Below are 21,451 nucleotides of genomic sequence, written 5' to 3'. Positions count from 1 at the left end.
CCTCCCCGCGCGGCGCTTTCGCGCTGCCTTGCGGCCCATCGGATGCTTGCCCGGCGGCGGCGGCTGATGCACCTTGCGCCCCCATGTCGAGCCATGCCCCCCAACCCATCCTTCTCGATGCGGTCCGCCTCTCAGGCCTTCTGGACCGTATCGCCGCCCGCATTGGTGCGTCCTACGTGCGCACCGACGCCCACGACCTCGCCCCCCATCTGGTGGAGGGGCGGGGCCTCTACCAGGGAACGACCCCGGCGCTGGTCGAGCCCGCCAATACCGAGGAAGTCGCCTTCGTGGTCGCTGCCTGCGCCGAGGCCGGCGTGCCGGTGGTGCCGCAGGGCGGCAATACGGGCCTCGTCGGCGGACAGGTGCCGTTCGGCGCGCTGCTGCTCTCGCTCCGCCGGCTGAACCGCATCCGCGACCTCGATCCGGTGGACCTCACCGTCATCGCCGAGGCCGGCTGCACGCTGCACCAGGTACAGCAGGCGGCGGAGGGCGCGGGCTGCCTGTTCCCGCTCTCCATCGGTTCGGAAGGCTCATGCCAGATTGGCGGCAACCTCTCCACCAATGCCGGCGGCACGGCTGTTCTTCGCTACGGCAACATGCGCGAACTTGCCTTCGGCCTTGAGGTGGTGCTGCCGGACGGGCGCATCTGGAATGGCCTCTCGCGCCTGCGCAAGGACAATACCGGCTACGCGCTGAAGGACCTCTTCATCGGTGCCGAAGGCACGCTGGGCATCATCACCGCCGCCGTGCTGCGGCTGTTCCCGGCGCCCCGTGCCCGGGCGACGGCGCTGCTGGGCATTGCCGATCCCGAGACCGCGCTGTCCCTGTTCCGCCGCCTGCGCAATGCGGCTGGCGACAGCCTGACCGGCTTCGAGATCATGCCGGACTTCGGCATGGAGATCGTGCTCAAGCACATGCCCGGCTCGGTGCGCGCGCTTTCTGAGCGGCACCCCTGGTACGTGCTGGCCGAACTCACCTCAACCCGCCCCAACGACGACCTCTCCCAGCTCGCCCTCGACACGTTCGAGGCGGCGTTCGAGGCCGGCGAGATCGAGGATGCGGTGGTGGGCTCATCCGAGGCCCAGTGCGACGCGCTGTGGAAGCTGCGCGAGGACATGTCCGACGCGCAGAAGTTCGAGGGCGGCTCCATCAAGCACGACGTGTCCGTGCCGGTGTCCAAGGTGCCGTATTTCATCGCCGAGGCGAACCGGCTGTGCGAGGCGCATATGCCCGGCATCCGCATCTGCGCCTTTGGCCACATGGGCGATGGCAACATCCACTACAACCTCAGCCAGCCCGAGGGCATGGACAAGGCGGCCTACCTCGCCACCTGGGAGGAGTTCAACCGCATCGTCCACGATCTCGTGGCCTCGATCGGCGGCTCCATCTCGGCCGAGCACGGCATCGGCATCCTCAAGCGCGAGGAGCTGCCCATGTACAAGGACAAGGTGGCGCTGGAGCTGATGGCCGCCATCAAGCGCGCCGTGGACCCGCGCGGTCTCGCCAACCCCGGCAAGGTGCTGCTGGATTGAGCTGATGGAAACGGCGCGGCCTTCTCGAAGTCGCGCCGTTTTATCGTTCGCCCAAGCTCTCCCGATGGCCCCTAGTCCTGCCTGCGGCGCACCGCGAAGGCGGTGCCGACGGCAAGGGCCAGGGCGGCGGCAGCGCCTGCAATGACCATGCGTGGATGGTGGTGGTCGAGCATCAGGCCGAACATCAGCGGGCCCACCAGAGAGCCGATGTCGAAGCCCGAATAGACGATGCCGAACACCTTCCCCGTGGCCCCGGCAGGGGCTGCGCCGCGCACCAGCACGTCGCGCGAGGGGGTGGTGAGCCCCATGAACAGGCCCACCACGGCGATCAGACCCACCGTCACCTCAGGCGCCGCCTGAAGCCAGGCGGCGAGGAAGCCGAAGGCGGCGGCGGCGGCAAGGCCGCCCATGGCGATCTGATGATGCTGGGCGGAGCGGTCCGCCACATGCCCGCCGATGGCGACGCCCGCCGTGTTGCCCACCTGGAACAGCGCCACTGCCAGCGTCGCCAGCGCCACCGCCGCGCCGAAGCCTTCCTGCAGCGCGACGATGGAGAAGCTCTGGAGACCGGAGAGGGCCACGGAGGTGAAGGTGAAATAGAGGAAGGCCATCAGCACCACGGGCATGGCCAGCACCTGAAGGAACGACAGCGGTGCCCCTCCCGCCGCCGCATGGACGGCGCGTCCCGCCGGCGCGCGCAGCGGCCCGCGGAAGACGGCGAGCAGAAGCCCCACCAGCAGCACCAGCAGACCCATGGCGATGAGCGCCGTGCGCCAGCCGAAATGGGCACCGATGGCGGCGGACACGATGGGCGAGAGGCCGAAGCCGATGCTCCCGGCGATCACATGGGCGGCGAAGGCGCGCCCAAGCCGTGGCGCCGCCACCTTGTGGCTGAGGATGGATAGGTCGGCCGGGTGGTAGACCGAGTTGCCGAGGCCGGCGAGCGCTGCGAGCGGCAGCAGAAGGAGATAGGTGGGGGCAAAGCCCATGGCCGCCGTCGCCGCGCCCTGGGTGAGAATCCCCGCCAGAAGCAGCCTGTCGGCGCCGAAGCGATCCACAAGCACGCCAGCAGCCACCTGCCCGGCGCCCGAGAACAGATAGAAGACGGAGAGCACCAGCCCCAGCTCGATGAAGGAAACCTGGAGATCGGCCCGCATCATGATGAACAGCGGGGCGAGCGCGAGCTGGAGGAAATGGCTGCAGAAATGGGCGCTGCAGACGGCGCCGATGGAGGAAACCTCGGCCGCGGGCCAGCCGGCCGCGCGCGCGTCAATGGACATGACATGCCTCTCCGTCCCCGGCGGGGCGCCGGGATCAGGCCGGCACGGCTGCGCCGTCCCGGATGCTGCGTTTCCCCCTCTCTGGTCGGCTGGAAGCCGTTGCGCCGGCGCTTTCACGCGTCAGCGGTCGACCTCCGGCGAGGGTTGGCTCCCTCGATGCTTCAGGCACGTGTTTCCAAGACCCTGCCGGGCACGCTTACCGCCTCGGCGACCGGCACGCACGCATATTCTGCCGTGCGCCCGCACTGGCCGCCGCATCAGGCGTCACACGGGGAACGGTCAGCGAGTCCGGCGCGGGCCGTGGCCACCGAAATAACGCAACGTCAGGCAGGTGATGTCGTCGGCCTGAGGCGCGCCGCGCTCGAACACGTGCACCGCCGCCAGTACCCGTTCGTTCAGCTCGGCCACCGACCAGTCGGCGGCGCCGCTGCGCAGCAGGTCTTCTACCCGCTCCTCGCCGTAGGGCTGCTCGTCGATGTCGAAGGCCTCGGTGACGCCGTCCGTATAAAGGAAGAGGGTATCGCCCGGGGCGAGGTGCAACTCGTGCTGCTGGTAGACGAAGCCCTCGAGCACCGCCACCGCCATGCCACCGGTGGAGGGCACGGTGGTGACCTCGCCGGATCGGGCGATGCGATAGGGCAGATTGTGCCCGGCGTTCACATAGGTGACCTTCCCCGAGGAGAGGTCGACCACGCCATAGAGCACGGTGACGAACAGCATCTGCTCGTTTTCGACCGCCAGCAGGTCGTTGAGGCGGCGGATGCAGCCCGCGGGAGAGCGCTCGAACAGCGCCGTGGACCGCAGCAGGGTGCGCGAGATCGCCATGAACAGGGCCGCCGGCACGCCCTTGCCGGAAACGTCCGCCACCACGAAGCCGAGCGTGGTGTCGTCGATCATGAAGTAATCGTAGAAGTCGCCGCCAACTTCGCGCGCGGGGGTCATCTGGCCATGGACCGCGACCCGCGCGTCCGGCGGGAATTCCTTGGGCAGGATGGCGAGCTGAACCTGCCGGGCGATCTCCAGCTCCTGCTGGAGGCCGGCCAGCTTGGTCTTGGTGATGAGGGCCTCGCGCAGTTCCACCACCATGGACGAGAGGCGGGTGTGCTGCTCGACGATGCGCCGCGACAGGTCGTGGAGCACGCGGGCGACGCGCTTCAGCTCATCGTCGTTCTCGCTCTCCTCGCCCTTCGCAAGCAGGGCCAGCACTTCCTCGCGATCCGTCGGGTCGATGGCGTCGGCCAGGGCCTGAAGCTCGCCCGAGATCACCACCTCCTGGCGCCGCCGCACTCGGTCGCGCTGGCGCCGGCTTTCGGCGAGGGCCTGCACGTTGCCGCGCAGCGCGACCACTGCCGAGGCGATGCGGCCGATCTCGTCATTGCCGGTGTGGCCCACCGTCACGGAGGTGTCGCCGCGCGACAGGGCCTGCAGTACGTCGATGGCCGATTCGAGCGGCCGGAAGCTGTACCAGAGGAAAACGTTGAGACCGATGACGCCGAGCAGTACGAGGCCGATGGCGCCGGCCACGGCGGACTGGCGGATGAAGGCCGTGGCCTGCACCGTCTGCGTGGTGTCCTCAAGGCTCACCAGCGCACCCACGGCGCTGCCGCTGACGTCGGCGACGGGGATGGACGTGACGTTGTAATTGCGCCCATCCAGAACGAGCTGCTCGGCGGTGGGGCGGCGCGGGGTGATGGAGACCTTTGCCCGCTCCCACAGGCGGAAATCGGTGCTGGCGACCACCCGCCCGCGCAGCGTGATGAGGGTCGTGGCGGCGCTGATGCCGCGGGCGAACCGCTCCATGCCGAGGGAGGCGTCGCGCCCGAGCACCAGGACGGCCCGGCCGCGGCCCGGCAGTTCCACGGTGCGGGTGGTGATGACGATCACCTGCGAGCCGCTGATCTGGCGCAGACCGGACAGCACCTCGCCCTTGAGGGCACGGTCGAGGCTGCCGGCATCCAGGATGTAGCGGGCATTTGTGGTGCCGTCGCTGAACACCACCTCACGGTCGGCGGCCACCACCTCGAAATAGGTGGCGGGATCGTCGATGTCGATGCCGACCTCCCGGATCGCCGCGGCGATGCCCGGCCGGTCCGAGAAGCTGAGCGCGATGCGGAAGGGCGAGGAGGTGTCGATGCGCTCCAGGATGCGCGCCAGGTTGGCGGTCTGGAAGGCGACGATCTCGCGCCAGAGGACGGTCTGGCCCTCGATGGACAGCTCGCCCTCGCGGGCCTGGGCCACGCGGTCGCGCAGCACCGTGGCGCCCCAGATGCCCAGCATGAGCACGGTGAAGCCCGTGGCGACAATGAGAGTGATGCGGGTGCGCAGCAGCATCACGAACCCCGTACCTTGTCGGCACGGCCCGGCGGCGCCAGCACCTCGCGCCGGACCCGCTCCACGTCCGGCCTGAGACCGCCGTCGAAATCCACCGCCAGAAGCTCCTCCGCATAAGCCTCGAACACGGATCTGCGCTCGGCGACCCTGCGGTTGCCGTGCTCAAGCTCGCGGAAGGCCCGGCCCACCGCACCGCGCGCGCCGAGGCGGCGGCCGTGATGGATCATCACGTCGCGCTCGCCATACTGGCCATTCACCGCCTCGGCGAGGCCGGTGGCGAGCCGCGCCCGGGCGCGCTCCAGCGCATTGCCCACCAGCAGGCCGGCTGCGAGCGCCGCGAGCGCCGCGCAGACCGTGACCACCACCGCCGCCTTCAGTCCGATGTCGGCGAAGGAGGTGGCGAGGGCGGCGGGATTCGTGGTGACTTCCACCGCCGCCACCGTGTTGCCGTCCACCACCACCGGTGCGCTCACCGAATCAGTGCCGGAATGCTCGCCGATGGCGCTGCGGATCTCGCGTCCGTCCGATCCGCGCAGCACGATCTGGGTGAGGCCGGGGGTGCGCGTCAGCGTCTCGGACAGATGCTGCTCCACGCCGGGCAGGAGCTTCAGCGGAATGCCGAAGCGCGCCGCCTTCTCGAACTGCTGGGCGAGGGTGCGGGCAACCGACGTGCCGATCACGAGCGCATCCCGGCGGGCGCTCTCCTCGACGCGGGCGCGGTAGCCGTTGACGAGCACGGCCGCGGCGATACCGCCGAGAATGAGGGTGAGGATGAGGGCGAACAGCCCGGTCACGAGGCGCGCGCGGCCGCTCTCGGCGATCTCAGGCCGCATCGTCGAGCGCTCCAAGCTGGCCGAGGCCGCGGTCGACCCGCGCCTCGGCGTCGCGCCAGCTTTTCACGGTGGCTTCGGCGAGCGGGGCGAGGCCTCCGTCGTCGCCCGTGGAGCCGCCTTCCCCGCGCAGGGCTTTGGCGACGCGGTCGAACGGACGGGTCAGCATGTGGACGAACACCACGGCAGCGATGATGGCGGCGATGGACGCGGCGAGCGAAAGCACGCCGGTGCGCATCAGGAGGTCGAGCCCGAGCCGGTCCGAGCGGGCGCTGCGCGCCTCGTCCGAGACGGTGACCGAAATGCCGCCGGCGACGCCGAGGTCGTTCTCGAAGCGGGTGCCGAACACGGTGTCTCCCCGCTCGGCCGTCGCCCACTGGTTGTCGTCGCCGAGCCGCTTCACCCAGTCCGGGCTCACCTCCTCGCCGATCACGCTGCGGTCGGTGGAATAGATGGCGCGGCCGGCGGAATTGAAGATGTCGATGGCGAGGATCGAAGGGTCGCCCGCCTTCTCGCGCTCGATACGCGGCTGCAGAAGGGAAATCTGGTCCAGAAGCAGCCCGATGGAGAGATTCGCCTCGGTGGAGGCCCGCAGCGTGCCGAGCAGGTTGGCGACGCGGGCGCGCTCGATCTCTTCGCCCACCCGGTCGCTGGCCGAGAACGCGATCACCGCGACCGCCACCACCGCAGCGGTCACGGAAACGACGGCGACCAGGATGAGCCGGCTTACGAAAGTCATGCGGGGAACTTCGGTGGGGTGGACGGCCGGACGTTAACCGCGCGCTCGCAGCCAAACCAGACAAAAAACTCCCCTGCGACCAAAAAAACCTGCATTGTCAGCTTGCTTTTCGTGGCATGAAGGTCGGGCGGCCGGGGCCTGGCCCCAAGGTCAGGCGCGCCGGTTTCGAGCGCGGGTTTGGATGGCGCGCCGGGAGCGCGGTTTTCGAGCGCGAAGGGTCATGAGGCGGACCACACTGGGGCTCATCATCGTGTTCGCGCTCATCGCGGCCGCGTGCGTCGCCTTCGGCGCTTATTTCTCCTATGTCACTCTCATCAACGCCCATCGCGGCGTGATCGAGGCCCGTTGCGGCATCGCCGCGCAACGTGTGGTTGATGTGGCCGAAAAGGCCGCCTCCCTCGGCATAGCGCTTCCCGCCCAACAGGCGCTGACGGCGGTGCTCGAGCGCGAATCGCGCGTCGAGGACGCGATTCGTTCCATGGACCTCACGGACGAGCATGGCATCGTGCTGTTCTCGAGCGAGCCCGGACGCGTCGGCATCGATACCAACCGGGACACGGAGCGCGGCCTGACGCGTCCGGTCCGCAACGATATCGGCCAGAGCCTCGGCCGCGTCGTGGTGCGCTATGACACCCGAATCCTGACCAACGGCTCGGCGGCGCTCGCCTCCGACCTGAGGCGCATCGCGCTTCCCACGCTCCTGTGGGCCGGCGTGGCGACCCTGGTCATCGGCCTGTTGCTCGCCGCGCTGTTGCAGCGGGCCGTGCGGCGCGCCGCCGAGCCGCGCCTGTGGCCGCCGGCCGCCCGGGCCGCGCTCGCCTCCGTGGAGGAGGCGCACAGGACAACCCAGCCGCCGGCCGCCGGCGTCACCGGTGGGGGCGCCGCATGATCGGCCTGCGCGGCGGAATCTCCATCGCCATCGTCATCATCCTCTGCTCGGCTCTGGCGGTGATCGGATGGGGCGCGGAACAGGCGGCCCAGCGCACAATCGCGCCGGAAATCGTCGCCAAGGCCAATTCGGTGGGCCGCGCCGCCGCGGACCTCGTTCAGCGTGCGGCCGACGTTGGCGTCCCGTTCGACCGGCTGGTGGGCGTGAACCGCTATTTCGATGATCTGCGTGCCGCCAACGTCGAGTTCACGCAGATCAGCCTCAACACCGCCGGCGGAAAGGAACTCGCGCGGTCGGGCGATGCGCCGGCCGGCGGAGATGCGCCGCGGGTTTTCGTGCCGGTGGAGAATGCCGCGGGCAATCGCCTCGGCGAGGTGATGATCGTGGTCGATCCCTCGGTCGTCTCCCAGCAGGTCGGCGCGGTGCTGGTGGATGTCGCCTTCATCGGCGTGGTCGCCCTGCTGGTGGCCCTGGAACTCGTGGCGCTGGTCGTCGGCACTCGCGGCCTCGAATCGCTGGTGGCGGTGGAGCGGCGGCTGAAGGCGCTGAAGCGTGGCGTGCTCTCGCGCCAGGAAGGCGGCGGCGGGGCCGCCGGCGATCTGATCCTGCCCATCGACCGGCATGTGGAAACCCTTGCCGAGCGCCATCTCGCCCTGCGTTCCGAGGCGGAGCGCAGGGGCGATGCCGAGGCCCTGGCCCGGCTCGATCAGATCGAAGCCCGCACGGGCCTCGGCCGGGTGCAGGCGGCCGAGAGCGAGGCCGCCATCGCCGTGCGCCCCGCCCTGTTCCTGTTCATGCTGGCCGAGGAACTCACCCGTCCGTTCCTGCCGCGCGCCGCCCAGGCGCTGGGCGTGCCGGCCGGCTTCGGGCCGGATGTGTCGGCGAGCCTGCCCATCGTCGCCTTCATGGCCGTCGTGGCCCTCTGCCAGGTGCCGTTCGCCTCGCTGTCCGAGCGGCTCGGCCGGCGCCCCGGCTTCATCGCGGGCGCGGCGCTGGCGGCGGCGGGCTATGTCGTCTCGGCGGTGAGCCCGCATTATGACGTCTTCCTGGCCGCCCGCGTCGCCACCGCGGTCGGCTACGCGCTGGTGTTCGTTTCGGCGCAGGGCCATGTGGTGGACCTCTCCTCCGGAGCGGCCCGCAGCGCGGCACTGGCGGTGTTCGTGCGCGCCATCATGGTGGCGAGCCTGTGCGGGCCACCCATCGGCGGCGTCATCGCCGACCGCCTGGGGCCGGGCGTCGCCTTCGCGACGTCGGCGGGTCTCGCCCTCGTGGCGCTGCTGGTGGCGCGCCTGACGCTGCCGGCCGCCGAACGGCATCGCAGTGTCGCCAGCGTGGGTCTGTCCGACCTCAAAGCCGCGGGGCGCGCGCCCGGCCTGATGTCGCTGCTCCTCGGCTGCGCCTTTCCTGCCAAATTCCTGTTCGCAGCCTTGTGTTTCCTGCTGGTGCCGCTGGAACTGCAGCGCGAGGGCTTCTCCTCCGCGGCTATCGGCCGCTTCCAGATGATCTATCCGGTCCTCATGGTGATCGGCGTGCCGTTCTTCGCCGCCCTTGCCGACCGCTTCAGCGCCCGCGCCGGATTCGTGGTGGCGGGTGGGCTCGTCTCCGGCATCGGCGCCATGGCGGTGCTTATCCACCCCTCGGTGGCGCTGATCGTGGTCGCGCTGGTGGCCCTGGGCTGGGGACAGGCCATGTCCATCGCGTCCCAATCGGCGCTGGTGGCAGATACCGCGACCACCTTGGGCGCTGGCCGGGCGGCCGGTGTGCTCGGCCTGTTCCGGTTGGTGGAGCGGTCCGGCAACGCCGCGGGTCCCGCCAGCGCCGGCTTCCTGCTTTCGACCCTGGGCTTTGCGTCGGCTACGGGTTTTCTCGGCGCTGTGGCGGTAGCCGGAGCTATGTTATTTGCGCTATCCGGACGCAAAGTCTTCGTCCATCATTCGCGCCGCGCCTCCTCCGCGGCCGCCTCGGAAGGGAGTTCCGCCTGATGGATCGCCGTTCCCTCCTCGCACTCGGCCTCGGCGCGGGTGCTGCGGGGCTGGTGGGCACTGTCCCCGGCGCCTTCGCCCAGACCAACGGCGCCAATGGCCAGCCGCGCCCGGCTGGAGCGCCCGCTCCCGCGCCTGCCGCCCATGGCGAGGCGTTTCGCGTCCTGATGCTCACCTTCCGTGGTGATACCGACGTGGAGCGCGGCTTCCGCGACTACTTCGCGGCCAACGACATCAAGGTCGAGTTCATGACCCGCGACGTGGAGCGGGATGCGAGCAAGGTGAAGCCGATCCTCGCGGAAGTGCTGCCGACCTTCCGGCCGAACCTCATCTATACCTATGGCACGCCCCTGACGCTCGGCGTCGCAGGCCCCTATGACGCGCCGCCCACCGCCGGCTTCGTGCGCGACATCCCGGTGGTGTTTGCGCTGGTGGCGGCGCCGGTGCAGGTGAAGATCGCCCCCTCGCTCGCTTCGTCGGGGCGCAACGTCACGGGCGCGGTCCATGTGGTGCCCACCGACGTGCAGATGCGCGCCATGCAGAGCTACAAGGCGTTCAAGAAGGTCGGCGTGATCTATTCGCCGAACGAGAGCAATTCGGTCGCCATCATCGACGAAATGAAGGCCTTCTCCGCGACCATCGGCGCCGAGGTGCTGGCGCAGCCCCTGACCATGGTGGGCAGCAAGCCGACCGGTGACGGGGTGGAGGATTTCGTGAGGAACCTGAAGGCGCAGGGCGCCGAATGGCTTTATCTTCCCGCGGATACCTTCCTTGCCACCATCTTCGACCGGGTGGGGCCGGCGGCGCTGGCGGCAGGGCTGCCCACCTTTGGCGCGACGGAGTTCTTCCTGCGTGAGGGGCTGGGGCTTGTCGGGCTAGTCAGCCGCTATTATTCGGTGGGCCAGCTCGCTGCCTCCAAGGCGGCGGAAATCCTGGTCCAGCACGTGCCGCCCCAGGACATCCCGATCGAGACGCTCAAGCGCTTCGCCCTCATCATCAACATGAACGTGGCCAAGCAGCTCGGCGTCTATCCGCCCATCGCCATGCTCAATTATGCGGAAGTAATCACGTGATGAACGCCCTGCGCGAGGCCGCGCCGCCCTCTACGCTGACTCAGCGCACGCTCGGGCCGGACGATCTCGACGCGATCGACACCCTTCATCATCTGGCCATCGGCCCGCTGGTTCGCCCCGAAGTGGTGAAGCCGGAGAACCGGTCCTATTTCGAAAGCATCCTCGGCGGACGCGGCCTCATCATCGGGCTCTATGACGGCGGGCTGCTGGTCGCCTACGGCATCCTTCAGCACGACCATTCGCCCAAGGACGGCCCGCATCGGCTGCTCGGGCTCGATCCCGCCCTGTCGGTGGGCCGGCTGGCCGGCGCCTCGGTTCATCCGGCCTATCGGGGCCGGGGACTGCAGCGGGTGCTGATCGCTGCGCGGGTCGAGGCGGCGCCGCCCGACATGGTGCTGTTCTCCACCGCCGCTCCGGTGAACACGCCGAGCTGGGCGAGCCTGCTCGCCGAGGGGTTCCCGATCTACGACATCCAGCTCTTCTTCGGCGGCTATGCGCGCTACGTGATGGTGCGCGACTTCACCACCTTCGATCCGCAAGAGACCCTTCTGGTCGATCCCCTCGACACGGCGCGCCAGAAGGAGCTGTTTGCCGAGGGCTGGCATGGCTACGCCCGCTGCCGCACCGATTCCGGTGCCGCCGGCGTGCTCTACGCGCGCCCCCGAAAAGCCTGAGTCCCCAGGGCAGGGGTTCCCCAAGGGCCTCTCCTGCGCGTCACGAAACTGTCGTATGGTTCACTGAATCTGTGCCCGCGCGATGCGGGCTTCCCGATCCAGAGAGAAACTGGCCCCATGAAGATCGAGAGGACGCCCCTCGGCCCCGACATCATCCTCGTACGCCTTGAGGGCCGGCTGGATATTGCCGGCGCGGCGGCGGTGGAGCCGGAGTTCAAGTCGTCCTGCGAGGCCGCGCGGGTGCTTGTGGTGGACCTCTCCAGCACGCCGTTCATGGCCTCCATCGGCATCCGCCTGCTGCTCGCGGGTGCTAAGGGGCTGCATCGCAAGGGGGGAACGATGGGGCTGTTCGCCTGCGACCCCCAAGTGGAGAAGGTGCTGCGCGCCACCGGCGTCGACCAGCTCGTCGGCATCCACGCCACGCGGGACGAGGCGCTCGCGGCCGCCGGCGTCTCTCCGGCAACCTGACGGCGGCTCCTATGGCGACGCCCGCGGCCGGAACCCTCGTCTCGACCCTCGATGTGGGCGCGCGCATCGACGACATCACCGATGCCACGGGCTGGCTCGGCACGCTGGCCGATGAGCAGGGCTGGCCCGACGCCACCCGCTTCGCGCTGGAACTCAGCCTCGAGGAGGCGCTGACCAACGTCGTCTCCTACGGCTTCGCCGGCACCGACCGGCAGCCGCACATCCGCATCGAGTGCTGGCGCCTGCCGGAAGGCCGGGTGGCGGTGCGGCTGATCGACAATGGCGTGCCCTTCGATCCCACCAGCATCGCCGAGCCGGTGGTGCCGGACAGCATCGAGGACGCCAAGATCGGCGGCCACGGCGTGCAGCTGATGCGCCATTTCCTCGAGACGCTCGACTACAGCCGCGAGGGCGAGGAAAACCAGCTGACCCTGGTGGCCAACGCAGCCGGCTGAGCCTGATCGAGGCCGCATCCGCTCACGAGAGTGTCGCACTTCGCGATCTATGATGGTTGGTCGGGGGACTGCGCAGTCCCGGCCGCTGAACCTCGGCCGCGTCCGCGTCGTTCCCATGATACCGCAAGGGAATGCCTGATCTATGCTCGTTATTGCCGAGCTTGTGGCCGGCCTCGGCCTTCTGTTCGTCGGCCTCAAGGCGATGGCGACGCATCTCCAGCAGGCAACGGGCCGGAAGCTGCGCACGCTTTTGCGCCGGGCCACGCGCTCACCGGTGGCTGGGCTGCTGTGCGGCACGCTGGCGGGCGCGGCGACGCAATCGTCCAACGCTGTTGCGGTCATTAGCGGCAATCTCGTGCGTGGCGGCGCCTTCACCACGCGCGACGCCATTCCCGTGGTTGCCGGGGGCAATGTGGGCACCGCGGCGCTGGTCTTCGTGGCGGCGATCGATTTCCGGCTTCTCGTCTTCTATCTCGTGGGCCTCGTGGGAATCGCCTTCCACTTCCGCCTCGACCGCCGCCGCGGCATGGCGCAATGGATGGGGGTGGCATTCGGCCTCGCCCTGGCGCTGCTCGGTCTCGATTTCATCAAGGAGGCGCCGCGGGCGCTCGACATCTCGGTCGTAGCGGGAAGCCTTGCCGCCCATCTGACGCCCTTGCTCGGCTTCTTTCTCGGGTTTGCCATCTCGGTCGTCAGCCAGTCGTCTTCCACCCCCACCATTCTGGTGCTGGCGCTGATGCAGGCCGGCCTCCTCGGCCTCAATGATGCGGTCTTCATCGTGCTCGGCGCGAACCTCGGCTCGGGCCTCGCGGCGGTCATCTCCGCCGGAGGGCTGGAAGGGACGGGCCGCCAGCTCTGCTACGTCCATGTGCTGGTGAAGGCGGTCGGCTGCCTTGTGGTCGGGGCCTTCTTCGGCCTCGGCGGTCTCGTCGGCTTCGATGGGGTCGCAACCCTCGCTGCCGCGGGCAAGGGCGCGGCGTCCATGTCCCTGTCGATCCTGTTCCTGTCCCTGCAGCTTGCAGGTGCCATTCCGGTCGCCTTCGCCCGCGGCATCTCCGAAAAATTCGCCGCCGCCTTGAGTCCGCCGACGATCGAGGACGGCGCCTCGCGCCCGCGCTTCATCCATGACGACGCACTGGCCGATCCCTCCACCGCGCTCGACCTCGCGGTCAGCGAAACGCTGCGATTGATCAAGCTGCTGCCGACCCTGCTGCCGGACCTCGATCAGAAAGACAGCGGCGACGCCGGCGAGCGGCTCGCCCTGTGGCGGGGCGCCGCCTCGGTGGGCCTTGCCGTCGACCAGTTCATCTCGGAACTGATCGTCGTCGGCCTCGCCCGCGACAGCCTGGAAGTGGCGCTGCATCACCAAGCATTGGTGGAGAACGTGCGCACCCTGCAGGACACGCTGCACGACTTCACCGAGGTGGTGGAGGGCTTCGAGGACGTTCCGCCGCTAGCCTTCGCCCTCTCGGAATCGCTGCGCACCATCACCCTGTCCCTCGCCGACGCCACGGACGGGCCGGTGGAGGACCTCGATCTCATCATCGCGCTCTCCGGTGATCGCTCGGAGATGCTGAACCGCATCCGTCGCCAGCTTGCCGCTTCGGCACTTGGCGCGGGGTCGGACGCGCGGCAGCTGTTGCTGGCGACCAGCCTGTTCGAGCGGGCGATCTGGCTGGTGCGCCGCAGCGCGATTGCGTTGCGTACGCCCGAGAATGAGGATAATCCGGATCAGCCGGCCGCCCCGGAGGCGGACATCAAGCGAGTAGAGGCTGATGCACATCGAGCGTGAGCAGGTCGGAAGCGACGTGGTGCTGAAGGTGGCGGGGCGCCTCGACACGCCCAACGCCAAGCCGTTCGAGGCGAGCCTTATGGAAGTCGTGTCGATGACCGACGGGGGGATCACCGTGAACCTCGCCGGCGTGGACTACGTGTCGTCGTCCGGCCTGCGCGCGCTGCTGGTCGCCGGCAAGGCCATGCGCGGGGCCAAGCGCAAGCTCGCGCTGTCCTCGCTCCAGCCGCAGATCCGCGAGGTGTTCGACATCTCCGGCTTCTCGACCCTGTTCGAGATCAACTGACCAGAAGCCCGCGCGGCGCCTGAGCGGCACAACGCCTCACGCCCGCGCGGCGCCTGAGCGGAGTGGCGTGTTTCAAGTTCCGGCCACCGGAGCCCAGAGCGCATCCTCGATTCTCCGCGCCCCGCTGGCGAGCATGGCGAGCCGGTCGAAACCGAGGGCGCAGCCGCTGGCCGGCGGCATGAGGGCCAGCGCGGCGAGAAAGTCCTCGTCGAGCGGATAGCGCTCGCCATAGAGCCGGTCTTTCTCGTCCATGTCCTTCTGGAAGCGCCGGCGCTGCTCCTGCGCATCGGTCAGCTCGCCGAAGGCATTGGCAAGCTCCAGCCCGCAGCAATACAGCTCGAACCGCTCGGCCAGGCGCGGGTCGTCCGGCTTGGGCCGGGCGAGAGCCGCCTCGCTCACGGGATAGTCGGTCAGGATGGTCGGGCGGCCGACCCCGAGATGCGGCTCGATCTTCTCCACCAGCACGCGCGAGAACATGTCGGCCCAGGTGTCGTCGGGCGCGGTGCGGATGCCGGCCTCGGCCGCCGCACGGGCGAAGCGGGCAGCATCCGGTGTTTCTCCGGCGGACGGCAAAAGGGCTTCGAGATCCATCCCCGCATGGCGGTTAAATGCCGCCACGAGCGTCAGGCGCTCCGGCGCGGCGAAAGGGTCGCACGGCTTGTCACGATAGAAGAAGGCCTTCACCCCGCCTGCCTCGGCGGCGCGGACAAGGAGGCGGGTGCAATCCTCCATCATCGCCGTATAGGGCGCGCCGGCGCGATACCACTCCAGCATGGTGAATTCCGGATGGTGGGCCATGCCGCGCTCGCGATTGCGGAACACGCGGGCGAACTCGAATATCCTGGACTCGCCGGCCGCCAGCAGTTTCTTGGCTGAAAACTCGGGCGAGGTGCGCAGATAGAGGCGGCGCGTCGCGCCATCCGGGCCGATGAGGTCCGTGCCGAAGGCGTGCAGATGGGTCTCGTTGCCGGGGGAGACCTGAAGCGCCGGTGTTTCCACCTCGATGAAGCCGTCTTCCACGAACGCTGCACGCAGGGCGGCGGCGATGCGGCTGCGGGCGAGCAGGAAGGGGCGGCGATCGGCGTGGACATCCGGCTGCCACCATGCGGAGGAGGGGGGCGCGGGCGGGGAACTCGATACCGCCATGATATGGATTCCTCCTTGCGGCCGGTCGGAGCGGCCGGCCACTGCCGCCGCGCGGTGCCGGAAAGACGGGTGCAAGACTGGCGTTGCGCGCCATTATCGCTATGGTGCGCGCCGAACCAGCCAGACGGCGCCGCCGTCCCCCGGTTTTCAATCGGCGCGGACGCCGCGCATCAGGTCAAGGAAGAGACGACGTGGTCAAGGTTATCGCCAGCACCCTGCGCAAGGGCAACGTGGTCGACATCGACGACAAGCTGTACGTGGTGCTCACCGCCGAGAACATCCACCCCGGCAAGGGCACGCCGGTGACGCAGCTCGACATGCGCCGCATCTCCGACGGCGTGAAGATCTCCGAGCGCTATCGCACCACCGAGCAGGTGGAGCGCGCTTTCGTGGAAGATCGCCCGCACACCTTCCTCTACGAGGATTCCGACGGCTACACCTTCATGAACCCGGAAACCTACGATCAGGTGACCGTGCCGAAGGATGTGATGGGCGACCAGTCGGTCTATCTGCAGGAAGGCATGGAATGCATGCTTTCCACCCATAACGGCGTGCCGATCGCCATCGAGCTTCCGGCCCGCGTGGTGCTGGAGATCGTGGACACCGAGCCGACCGTGAAGGGCCAGACGGCCTCCTCCTCTTACAAGCCCGCCATGCTCTCCAACGGCGTGCGCACCATGGTGCCGCCGCACATCTCGGCCGGCACCCGCGTCGTCATCATGACCGCCGACGCCTCCTACGTGGAACGCGCGAAGGACTGATCGCGGGCTTCGCGACGAACCGGAAGGGCGGATTCGACCTTCCGGCGTTCGTACAACGCCTTGCTGCGGCGCGTGGAACTTTTCCCGCGGCCGCTGGTTGAACCCGGACATGGCCCTGAGGGGACATGCAGTCAGCCAGGGCGTTGAAGATGATCTTGTCGGGAAGGCGGGTGCTCGTCGTTGAGGATGAGCACCTCGTGGCACTGGGGCTCGACGACAATCTGAGGTCGCTGGGCTACACCGTGGTCGGGCCGGTCGCGAGCCTCGCCGCCGCGGTCGCGGCCGCGACCTCCGAGCGCATCGACGCTGCCATCCTCGACGTGAACCTGGCCGGCGAGCCGGTCTATCCGGCCGCAGCGGTCCTCGCGGAACGTGGCATTCCCTTCATTTTCTGCTCGGGTTACACGGGCAGCGTTCGCATGCCGGCGGAATTTGCCGACGCGCCGCGCGTGGCCAAGCCCTACACCAGCCGCGTCATTGCCGATGCCCTCGCCGACCTGATCGGAGCGAGCGGTGGTCCGGGCGGCGGAGAGCCCGGGAGGCGGCACGTGTCCGCCTCCAACGACATGTAACTTTCAGAAATCGAGCCTCACGCCGCCCCGGCGGCCTTGCTGGGCTCGGCCTTCGGGCCACCACGGGCGACACCGACCATCGCCGGGCGCAGAACGCGTTCGCCGATGACGTAACCCGCTTGGACGACCTGCACCACGGTCCCGGTGGGGACGCTCGGGTCCGGCACCTCGAACATGGCCTGATGCAGATTGGGGTCGAACTTCTCGCCCTTCGGCTCGATCTTGCGGATGCCGTGCTTCTCCAGCGCCTTGACGAGGCCGCGCTCGGTCAGCTCCAGCCCGTCCAGCAGCGCCTTGAAACCACCTTCGGCGGTCGCCTTGGCCTCTGCCTCCACCGAACCCAGGGCACGGGCCAGATCGTCCGCCACGTTCAAGACGTCGCGGGCGAATGAGGCGATGCCGTAGGTCTTGGCGTCCTGGATTTCCTTCTCGGCGCGGCGGCGCACATTCTCCGCCTCCGCGAACGCCCGGAGGAACTTGTCCTTGAGGCTCGCGATCTCCGCTTCCAGGCGCGCCTTGTCGCCTGCCGGGTCGCCGAGAGCGGCATCCGCCATGGCACTCGCTTCCGCCTCGGCGGTTGCCTCGTTCACCTGTGCAGTCCCCCGCGCGGCGCCGTTTTCGCTTGCGTCGCCGCCGGTCTCGGGCGTGCGCTTCTGCTCGCTCATCCGGTCACTTCCCCTGCCTTGAGATTCGCCCGAGGTCACATGCCGCCGGGCAAAGGCCAATCGTCCCGGCGCATATCGGGGCGATGGGGGGAAAAATCAAGTCGGGGTGATGCCTCCCCTCAGGCCGCGTCCGCCCCCGGCGCGCCCAGCACCCGGCTGACGAGGCGGGCGGTGAAGTCCACCATGGGCACGATGCGCCCGTAATTGAGCCGCGTCGGGCCGATGACACCGAGCACCCCCAGCACGCGCCCCTGCCCGTCCCGATAGGGCGCGACGATGGTGGAGGAGCCGGAAAGCGAGAACAGCCGGTTTTCCGAGCCGATGAAGATGCGCAGCGCCTGCGCCTCCTCCGCCCGGCCAAGCAGCTCGGAGACCTCGCGCTTGGTCTCGAGGTCGTCGAACAGCAGGCGGATGCGCTCCAGGTCTTCCAGCGCGCGCAGGTCTTCCAGGAGCTTCGCCTGCCCCCGCACGATAAGGGTGCGTCCGCCCGGCTCGTCGCCCGACCAGGAGGCGAGCCCGGCCTCCACCACGCGGGCGGTCAGGGTGTCGAGGTCGCGGTTCAGCTCGGCGAGGAGGCTGTCCATCTCCTGCCGGGCATCGGAGAGGGTGCGGCCGCGGATGCGGGCGTTGAGAAAATTGGTCGCCTCGGTGAGGGCGGAGACTGGCAGGCCGGCCGGCAGCGTCAGCGCCCGGTTTTCCACCTGCCCGTCCTCGGAAACGAGGATGACGAGGGCGCGGCCCGGCTCCAGCGGCACGAACTCCACGTGCTTCAGGCGGGGGTCGGTCTTGGTCGCGGTGACGACGCCGGCGCCGCGGGCAAGGCCCGAGAGCAAAGCGGACGCCTCCTGCAGCACGCCTTCCACGGTTGTGGTGCGCGCGGCGGCGAGCACCTGCGTCTCGATATTGGCGCGGTCGCGCTCGTTGACGTCGCCCACCTCCATCAGCGCATCCACGAAGAAGCGCAGGCCGCGCTCGGTGGGCAGGCGTCCGGCGCTGGTGTGAGGGGCGTAGATGAGCCCGGCCGCTTCCAGGTCCGCCATCACGTTGCGCACCGAGGCGGGGGAGAGCGTCATGGGGATGAGGCGGGCGATGTTGCGCGAGCCCACCGGTTCGCCGGTGGCGAGGTAACTCTCCACGATCTGCCGGAAAATCTCGCGCGAACGCTGGTCGATCTGCGCGAGGCCGCCGGTCGAGAGGGGCAGGAACGGATCGAGCGCCACGGGTTCAGCCTTCGGAACAAAGGATTTCGCTGGCTCTAATGTGTCCCTCGCCGGGGCCGGGTTCAAGCGCTGCGCAGGCTCTGTCGCGTCCCTTGCTTTCCTCCCGGCGCGCGGCGCTCTAAAAGGAGCGCCCATGACGCACAAAGAGGTATCCATCATGCGCCCCAGCAAGCGCGCCCCCGACGAGATGCGCGCGGTGTCCTTTGAACGGGGCGTGATGCGCCACGCGGAAGGCTCCTGCCTCGTGAAGTTCGGCGACACCCACGTCCTCGTCTCCGCGACGCTGGAAGAGCGCCTGCCGCCGTGGCTGAAGGGCCAGGGACGCGGCTGGGTGACGGCGGAATATTCCATGCTGCCCCGCGCCACCCACGACCGCACCCGGCGCGAATCCACCACCGGCAAGCAGTCCGGCCGCACGCAGGAAATCCAGCGCCTGATCGGGCGCTCGCTGCGCTCCGTCACCGATCTGGTGGCGATGGGGGAGAAGCAGATCACCATCGATTGCGACGTGCTCCAGGCCGACGGGGGCACCCGCACCGCCTCCATCACCGGTGCCTGGATCGCGCTTTACGACTGCCTGAGCTGGATGAAGTCCCGCTCCATGATCAAGGAAATGCCGCTCAAGCAGCATCTGGCGGCGGTCTCCTGCGGCATCTATGAGGGCACGCCCGTGCTCGACCTCGACTATGCCGAGGATTCGGTCGCCGAGACCGACGCCAATTTTGTCATGACCGGCACCGGCGGCATCGTGGAGATCCAGGGCACGGCGGAAAAGACGCCGTTCACCCAGGAGGAACTGCTCTCGCTGCTCTCGCTCGCGCGTTCGGGCGTGGATCAGCTCGTGTCGCTCCAGAAGCTGGCGATCGGCTGATGGCGCGCCAGCTCACCGGGCGGCTCGTGGTGGCCACCCACAATCCCGGCAAGCTCATCGAGATGAAGATGCTGCTGGAGCCCCACGGGGTGGAGGCGGTCTCCGCCGGCGAGCTCGGGCTGCCCGAGCCGGAGGAAACCGAGACCACCTTCGAGGGCAATGCGCGCCTGAAGGCGGTTGCCGCGGCCAATGCGGCGCAGCTTCCGGCCTTCGCCGACGACTCAGGTCTCGTGATCGATGCGCTGGGCGGCGCGCCGGGCATCCACACCGCCCGCTGGGCGGGACCGGAGCGCGATTTCGAGATGGCCATGGAGAAGGTGGAGGCCGAACTGCAGAAGGTCGGCGCCACCGATCCGGCGCAGCGCCATGCCCGCTTCGTCTCGGCGCTCTGCATCGCCTGGCCGGATGGACATCTTGAGGAGTTCGAGGGCACAGTGGACGGCACCCTCGTGTGGCCGCCGCGCGGCGCCAAGGGCTTCGGCTACGATCCCATGTTCCTCCCCGAGGGACATGTGAAGACCTTCGCCGAGATGACGGCGGACGAGAAGCACGGCATGCCCCCCAAGGGCTTCGGCCTCTCCCACCGCGCCCGCGCCTTCCTGAAGCTCTCGCAGGCGTGCCTGAAGGGGTGAGCGCGATCTCAAATCAGGCCCCCTCCGCGAACGCTCCTGCGCATTCTCTTCCGGGGGCGGACACGGACGGGGGGTTCGGCGTCTACGTCCATTGGCCCTTCTGCAAGGCCAAATGCCCCTATTGCGACTTCAACAGCCACGTCCGCCTCGTGCCGCCGGACGAGGCCCGCTACATCGCCGCCTTCCGGCGGGAGATCGCCCATATGCGGGCCTTGTCGGGGCCACGGCGGGCGGAAACGGTCTTCTTCGGCGGCGGCACGCCCTCACTGATGGCGCCTTCGACGGTCGCCGCCATCCTGGAAGCCATCGACGAAGCCTGGCCGCTCACGGCCGATGCCGAGGTGACGCTGGAGGCGAACCCCACCTCCGTGGAGGCGGAGCGGTTTCACGGCTACCGGACGGCGGGCGTGAACCGGGTCTCGCTCGGCGTGCAGGCGCTGGACGATGCGGACCTTCAGGGCCTTGGGCGGATGCACTCGGTGGCGGAAGCGCTGGCGGCCGTCGCCATCGCGCGGCGCGCTTTCGATCGCGTGTCCTTCGACCTCATCTATGCCCGCCCGCGCCAGACGCCCGAAGCCTGGGCGGCGGAACTGCGGCGCGCGCTCGGTGAGGGGTGCGAGCACCTGTCCCTCTACCAGCTCACCATCGAGCCGGGCACGCCGTTCGAACGGCTATACGGTGCCGGCAAGCTCATTCTGCCCGACGATGACCTGTCCCGCGCCCTGTGGGACGTGACTCAGGAGGTGACGGCGCAGGCCGGTCTGCCGGCCTACGAGGTCTCCAACCACGCCCGGCCCGGTGCCGAGGCACGGCACAATCTCGTCTACTGGCGCTACGGCACCTATGCGGGCATCGGCGCCGGCGCCCATGGCCGGCTGGCGTCGGGCGCCGCCCGCCGCGCCACCTTCACCGAGCGGGCGCCGGAGGAGTGGCTGAAGCGTGTGGAGGCCGCCGGGCACGGCATCGTCTCGGACGAGACGCTTTCTGCCTCCGAGCAGGCGGATGAGATGCTGCTCATGGGGCTCCGACTTCGGGAAGGCGTCGATCTCGCCCGGCACGCCCGCCTGGGCGGACGCATCGCCCGCGATCGTCTCGGGATGCTGGAAGCCGAGGGGCTGGTGTCGCGCGAGGCGGACCGTCTGTGTGTCACCCCCGCCGGCTTTCCGGTTCTCAACGCCGTCATCGCCGCCCTGGCAGGGTAAGCTCCCGCGCGGGAGCGCTTGCCAACGCCGCGCCGCCTGCTTAAGTCCGCG

At 69.1% G+C, this 21,451-nt stretch carries 21 protein-coding genes; 14 read left to right on the top strand and 7 right to left on the bottom strand.

Annotated elements, in window-relative coordinates:
- The first annotated feature begins 83 nt into the window (after positions 1-83).
- Positions 84-1,532, top strand: a complete 1,449-nt coding sequence (locus ACT54R_RS20850) for an FAD-binding oxidoreductase (protein WP_476329480.1) — start codon at positions 84-86, stop codon at positions 1,530-1,532.
- Between the two features lie 71 nt (positions 1,533-1,603).
- On the opposite strand, the gene ACT54R_RS20845 is transcribed toward ACT54R_RS20850, so the two are convergent.
- The 4 genes from ACT54R_RS20845 to ACT54R_RS20830 form a co-directional block, all read right to left on the bottom strand.
- Positions 1,604-2,812 (bottom strand): MFS transporter, encoded by a 1,209-nt coding sequence (locus ACT54R_RS20845; protein WP_476329478.1) that lies wholly within the window; start codon positions 2,810-2,812, stop codon positions 1,604-1,606.
- Between the two features lie 279 nt (positions 2,813-3,091).
- Positions 3,092-5,143 carry a SpoIIE family protein phosphatase gene (locus tag ACT54R_RS20840; protein ID WP_168457558.1) on the bottom strand — a complete coding sequence of 684 codons (2,052 nt, stop codon included), beginning with the start codon at positions 5,141-5,143 and terminating at the stop codon, positions 3,092-3,094.
- Positions 5,143-5,976 carry a hypothetical protein gene (locus ACT54R_RS20835; protein ID WP_168457559.1) on the bottom strand — a complete coding sequence of 278 codons (834 nt, stop codon included), beginning with the start codon at positions 5,974-5,976 and terminating at the stop codon, positions 5,143-5,145. The genes ACT54R_RS20840 and ACT54R_RS20835 overlap by 1 nt, the downstream gene beginning before the upstream one ends.
- Positions 5,966-6,712 (bottom strand): hypothetical protein, encoded by a 747-nt coding sequence (locus ACT54R_RS20830; RefSeq protein WP_476329474.1) that lies wholly within the window; start codon positions 6,710-6,712, stop codon positions 5,966-5,968. The genes ACT54R_RS20835 and ACT54R_RS20830 overlap by 11 nt, the downstream gene beginning before the upstream one ends.
- A gap of 250 nt (positions 6,713-6,962) precedes the next feature.
- Here ACT54R_RS20830 and ACT54R_RS20825 point away from each other — a divergent pair, with 250 nt between their 5' ends.
- The 8 genes from ACT54R_RS20825 to ACT54R_RS20790 all read left to right on the top strand — a co-directional run bounded on the left by ACT54R_RS20825 (position 6,963) and on the right by ACT54R_RS20790 (position 14,331).
- On the top strand, positions 6,963-7,601 hold the full coding sequence (locus tag ACT54R_RS20825; RefSeq protein ID WP_476329472.1) for a hypothetical protein: 639 nt from the start codon (positions 6,963-6,965) through the stop codon (positions 7,599-7,601).
- Positions 7,598-9,583 carry an MFS transporter gene (locus tag ACT54R_RS20820; protein WP_476329470.1) on the top strand — a complete coding sequence of 662 codons (1,986 nt, stop codon included), beginning with the start codon at positions 7,598-7,600 and terminating at the stop codon, positions 9,581-9,583. The genes ACT54R_RS20825 and ACT54R_RS20820 overlap by 4 nt, the downstream gene beginning before the upstream one ends.
- The gene (locus ACT54R_RS20815) at positions 9,583-10,656 is read left to right on the top strand and encodes an ABC transporter substrate-binding protein (RefSeq protein WP_168457563.1); all 1,074 of its coding nucleotides are present in this window, start codon (positions 9,583-9,585) and stop codon (positions 10,654-10,656) included. The genes ACT54R_RS20820 and ACT54R_RS20815 overlap by 1 nt, the downstream gene beginning before the upstream one ends.
- Entirely contained in the window at positions 10,656-11,330 is a 675-nt protein-coding gene (locus ACT54R_RS20810) for a hypothetical protein (RefSeq protein WP_476329468.1), read from the top strand. The genes ACT54R_RS20815 and ACT54R_RS20810 overlap by 1 nt, the downstream gene beginning before the upstream one ends.
- Positions 11,331-11,447: 117 nt before the next feature.
- Positions 11,448-11,798 (top strand): STAS domain-containing protein, encoded by a 351-nt coding sequence (locus ACT54R_RS20805; RefSeq protein WP_168457565.1) that lies wholly within the window; start codon positions 11,448-11,450, stop codon positions 11,796-11,798.
- 11 nt (positions 11,799-11,809) lie between these two features.
- Positions 11,810-12,253, top strand: a complete 444-nt coding sequence (locus ACT54R_RS20800; RefSeq protein ID WP_168457566.1) for an ATP-binding protein — start codon at positions 11,810-11,812, stop codon at positions 12,251-12,253.
- Positions 12,254-12,395: 142 nt separating this feature from the next.
- The gene (locus tag ACT54R_RS20795) at positions 12,396-14,045 is read left to right on the top strand and encodes a Na/Pi cotransporter family protein (RefSeq protein WP_476329464.1); all 1,650 of its coding nucleotides are present in this window, start codon (positions 12,396-12,398) and stop codon (positions 14,043-14,045) included.
- Positions 14,029-14,331: an STAS domain-containing protein gene (locus tag ACT54R_RS20790; protein ID WP_168457568.1), complete on the top strand. Its 303-nt coding sequence runs from the start codon at positions 14,029-14,031 to the stop codon at positions 14,329-14,331. Before ACT54R_RS20795 ends, ACT54R_RS20790 begins: the two co-directional genes overlap by 17 nt.
- A gap of 72 nt (positions 14,332-14,403) precedes the next feature.
- On the opposite strand, the gene epmA is transcribed toward ACT54R_RS20790, so the two are convergent.
- Entirely contained in the window at positions 14,404-15,477 is a 1,074-nt protein-coding gene (gene epmA, locus ACT54R_RS20785; protein WP_476329461.1) for an EF-P lysine aminoacylase EpmA, read from the bottom strand.
- A gap of 191 nt (positions 15,478-15,668) precedes the next feature.
- Between epmA and efp the strand changes: the two genes are divergently transcribed.
- Positions 15,669-16,238 carry an elongation factor P gene (gene efp, locus ACT54R_RS20780; RefSeq protein WP_476329458.1) on the top strand — a complete coding sequence of 190 codons (570 nt, stop codon included), beginning with the start codon at positions 15,669-15,671 and terminating at the stop codon, positions 16,236-16,238.
- 170 nt (positions 16,239-16,408) lie between these two features.
- Positions 16,409-16,810: a response regulator gene (locus ACT54R_RS20775; protein ID WP_476329455.1), complete on the top strand. Its 402-nt coding sequence runs from the start codon at positions 16,409-16,411 to the stop codon at positions 16,808-16,810.
- Positions 16,811-16,827: 17 nt separating this feature from the next.
- Here the strand turns inward: ACT54R_RS20775 and grpE are convergent, their stop codons facing one another.
- Both grpE and hrcA read right to left on the bottom strand, forming a co-directional pair.
- Complete coding sequence (grpE, locus tag ACT54R_RS20770; protein WP_168457570.1) at positions 16,828-17,475, bottom strand: nucleotide exchange factor GrpE; 648 nt, start codon at positions 17,473-17,475, stop codon at positions 16,828-16,830.
- Between the two features lie 119 nt (positions 17,476-17,594).
- The gene (gene hrcA / locus ACT54R_RS20765) at positions 17,595-18,695 is read right to left on the bottom strand and encodes a heat-inducible transcriptional repressor HrcA (protein WP_168457571.1); all 1,101 of its coding nucleotides are present in this window, start codon (positions 18,693-18,695) and stop codon (positions 17,595-17,597) included.
- Positions 18,696-18,852: 157 nt separating this feature from the next.
- On the opposite strand from hrcA, the gene rph reads away from it, so the two are divergent.
- From rph to hemW, 3 genes are read left to right on the top strand one after another with little or no spacing between them, the layout of a single operon-like run.
- On the top strand, positions 18,853-19,566 hold the full coding sequence (gene rph / locus ACT54R_RS20760; RefSeq protein WP_476330110.1) for a ribonuclease PH: 714 nt from the start codon (positions 18,853-18,855) through the stop codon (positions 19,564-19,566).
- On the top strand, positions 19,566-20,198 hold the full coding sequence (gene rdgB / locus ACT54R_RS20755) for an RdgB/HAM1 family non-canonical purine NTP pyrophosphatase (protein ID WP_476329452.1): 633 nt from the start codon (positions 19,566-19,568) through the stop codon (positions 20,196-20,198). Before rph ends, rdgB begins: the two co-directional genes overlap by 1 nt.
- Before the next feature lie 5 nt (positions 20,199-20,203).
- Positions 20,204-21,400 carry a radical SAM family heme chaperone HemW gene (gene hemW / locus ACT54R_RS20750; protein ID WP_476330107.1) on the top strand — a complete coding sequence of 399 codons (1,197 nt, stop codon included), beginning with the start codon at positions 20,204-20,206 and terminating at the stop codon, positions 21,398-21,400.
- Positions 21,401-21,451 lie beyond the last annotated feature (51 nt).

This window comes from Xanthobacter sp. DMC47 (assembly GCF_056313845.1).
Note: the sequence above shows the minus strand (reverse complement) of the source record. Positions and strands in the feature narration are given on the sequence as shown.

Excerpts from the sequence above, each read along its gene's own strand:
- grpE (WP_168457570.1), bottom strand. The coding sequence starts at position 17,475 with ATGAGCGAGCAGAAGCGCACGCCCGAGACCGGCGGCGACGCAAGCGAA.
- ACT54R_RS20820 (WP_476329470.1), top strand. The coding sequence starts at position 7,598 with ATGATCGGCCTGCGCGGCGGAATCTCCATCGCCATCGTCATCATCCTC.
- ACT54R_RS20840 (WP_168457558.1), bottom strand. The coding sequence starts at position 5,143 with ATGCTGCTGCGCACCCGCATCACTCTCATTGTCGCCACGGGCTTCACC.
- rdgB (WP_476329452.1), top strand. The coding sequence starts at position 19,566 with ATGGCGCGCCAGCTCACCGGGCGGCTCGTGGTGGCCACCCACAATCCC.
- ACT54R_RS20845 (WP_476329478.1), bottom strand. The coding sequence starts at position 2,812 with ATGTCCATTGACGCGCGCGCGGCCGGCTGGCCCGCGGCCGAGGTTTCC.
- ACT54R_RS20835 (WP_168457559.1), bottom strand. The coding sequence starts at position 5,976 with ATGCGGCCTGAGATCGCCGAGAGCGGCCGCGCGCGCCTCGTGACCGGG.
- epmA (WP_476329461.1), bottom strand. The coding sequence starts at position 15,477 with ATGGCGGTATCGAGTTCCCCGCCCGCGCCCCCCTCCTCCGCATGGTGG.
- ACT54R_RS20805 (WP_168457565.1), top strand. The coding sequence starts at position 11,448 with ATGAAGATCGAGAGGACGCCCCTCGGCCCCGACATCATCCTCGTACGC.
- ACT54R_RS20795 (WP_476329464.1), top strand. The coding sequence starts at position 12,396 with ATGCTCGTTATTGCCGAGCTTGTGGCCGGCCTCGGCCTTCTGTTCGTC.
- ACT54R_RS20850 (WP_476329480.1), top strand. The coding sequence starts at position 84 with ATGTCGAGCCATGCCCCCCAACCCATCCTTCTCGATGCGGTCCGCCTC.
- ACT54R_RS20815 (WP_168457563.1), top strand. The coding sequence starts at position 9,583 with ATGGATCGCCGTTCCCTCCTCGCACTCGGCCTCGGCGCGGGTGCTGCG.
- ACT54R_RS20800 (WP_168457566.1), top strand. The coding sequence starts at position 11,810 with ATGGCGACGCCCGCGGCCGGAACCCTCGTCTCGACCCTCGATGTGGGC.
- ACT54R_RS20790 (WP_168457568.1), top strand. The coding sequence starts at position 14,029 with ATGCACATCGAGCGTGAGCAGGTCGGAAGCGACGTGGTGCTGAAGGTG.
- ACT54R_RS20810 (WP_476329468.1), top strand. The coding sequence starts at position 10,656 with ATGAACGCCCTGCGCGAGGCCGCGCCGCCCTCTACGCTGACTCAGCGC.
- rph (WP_476330110.1), top strand. The coding sequence starts at position 18,853 with ATGCGCCCCAGCAAGCGCGCCCCCGACGAGATGCGCGCGGTGTCCTTT.
- ACT54R_RS20830 (WP_476329474.1), bottom strand. The coding sequence starts at position 6,712 with ATGACTTTCGTAAGCCGGCTCATCCTGGTCGCCGTCGTTTCCGTGACC.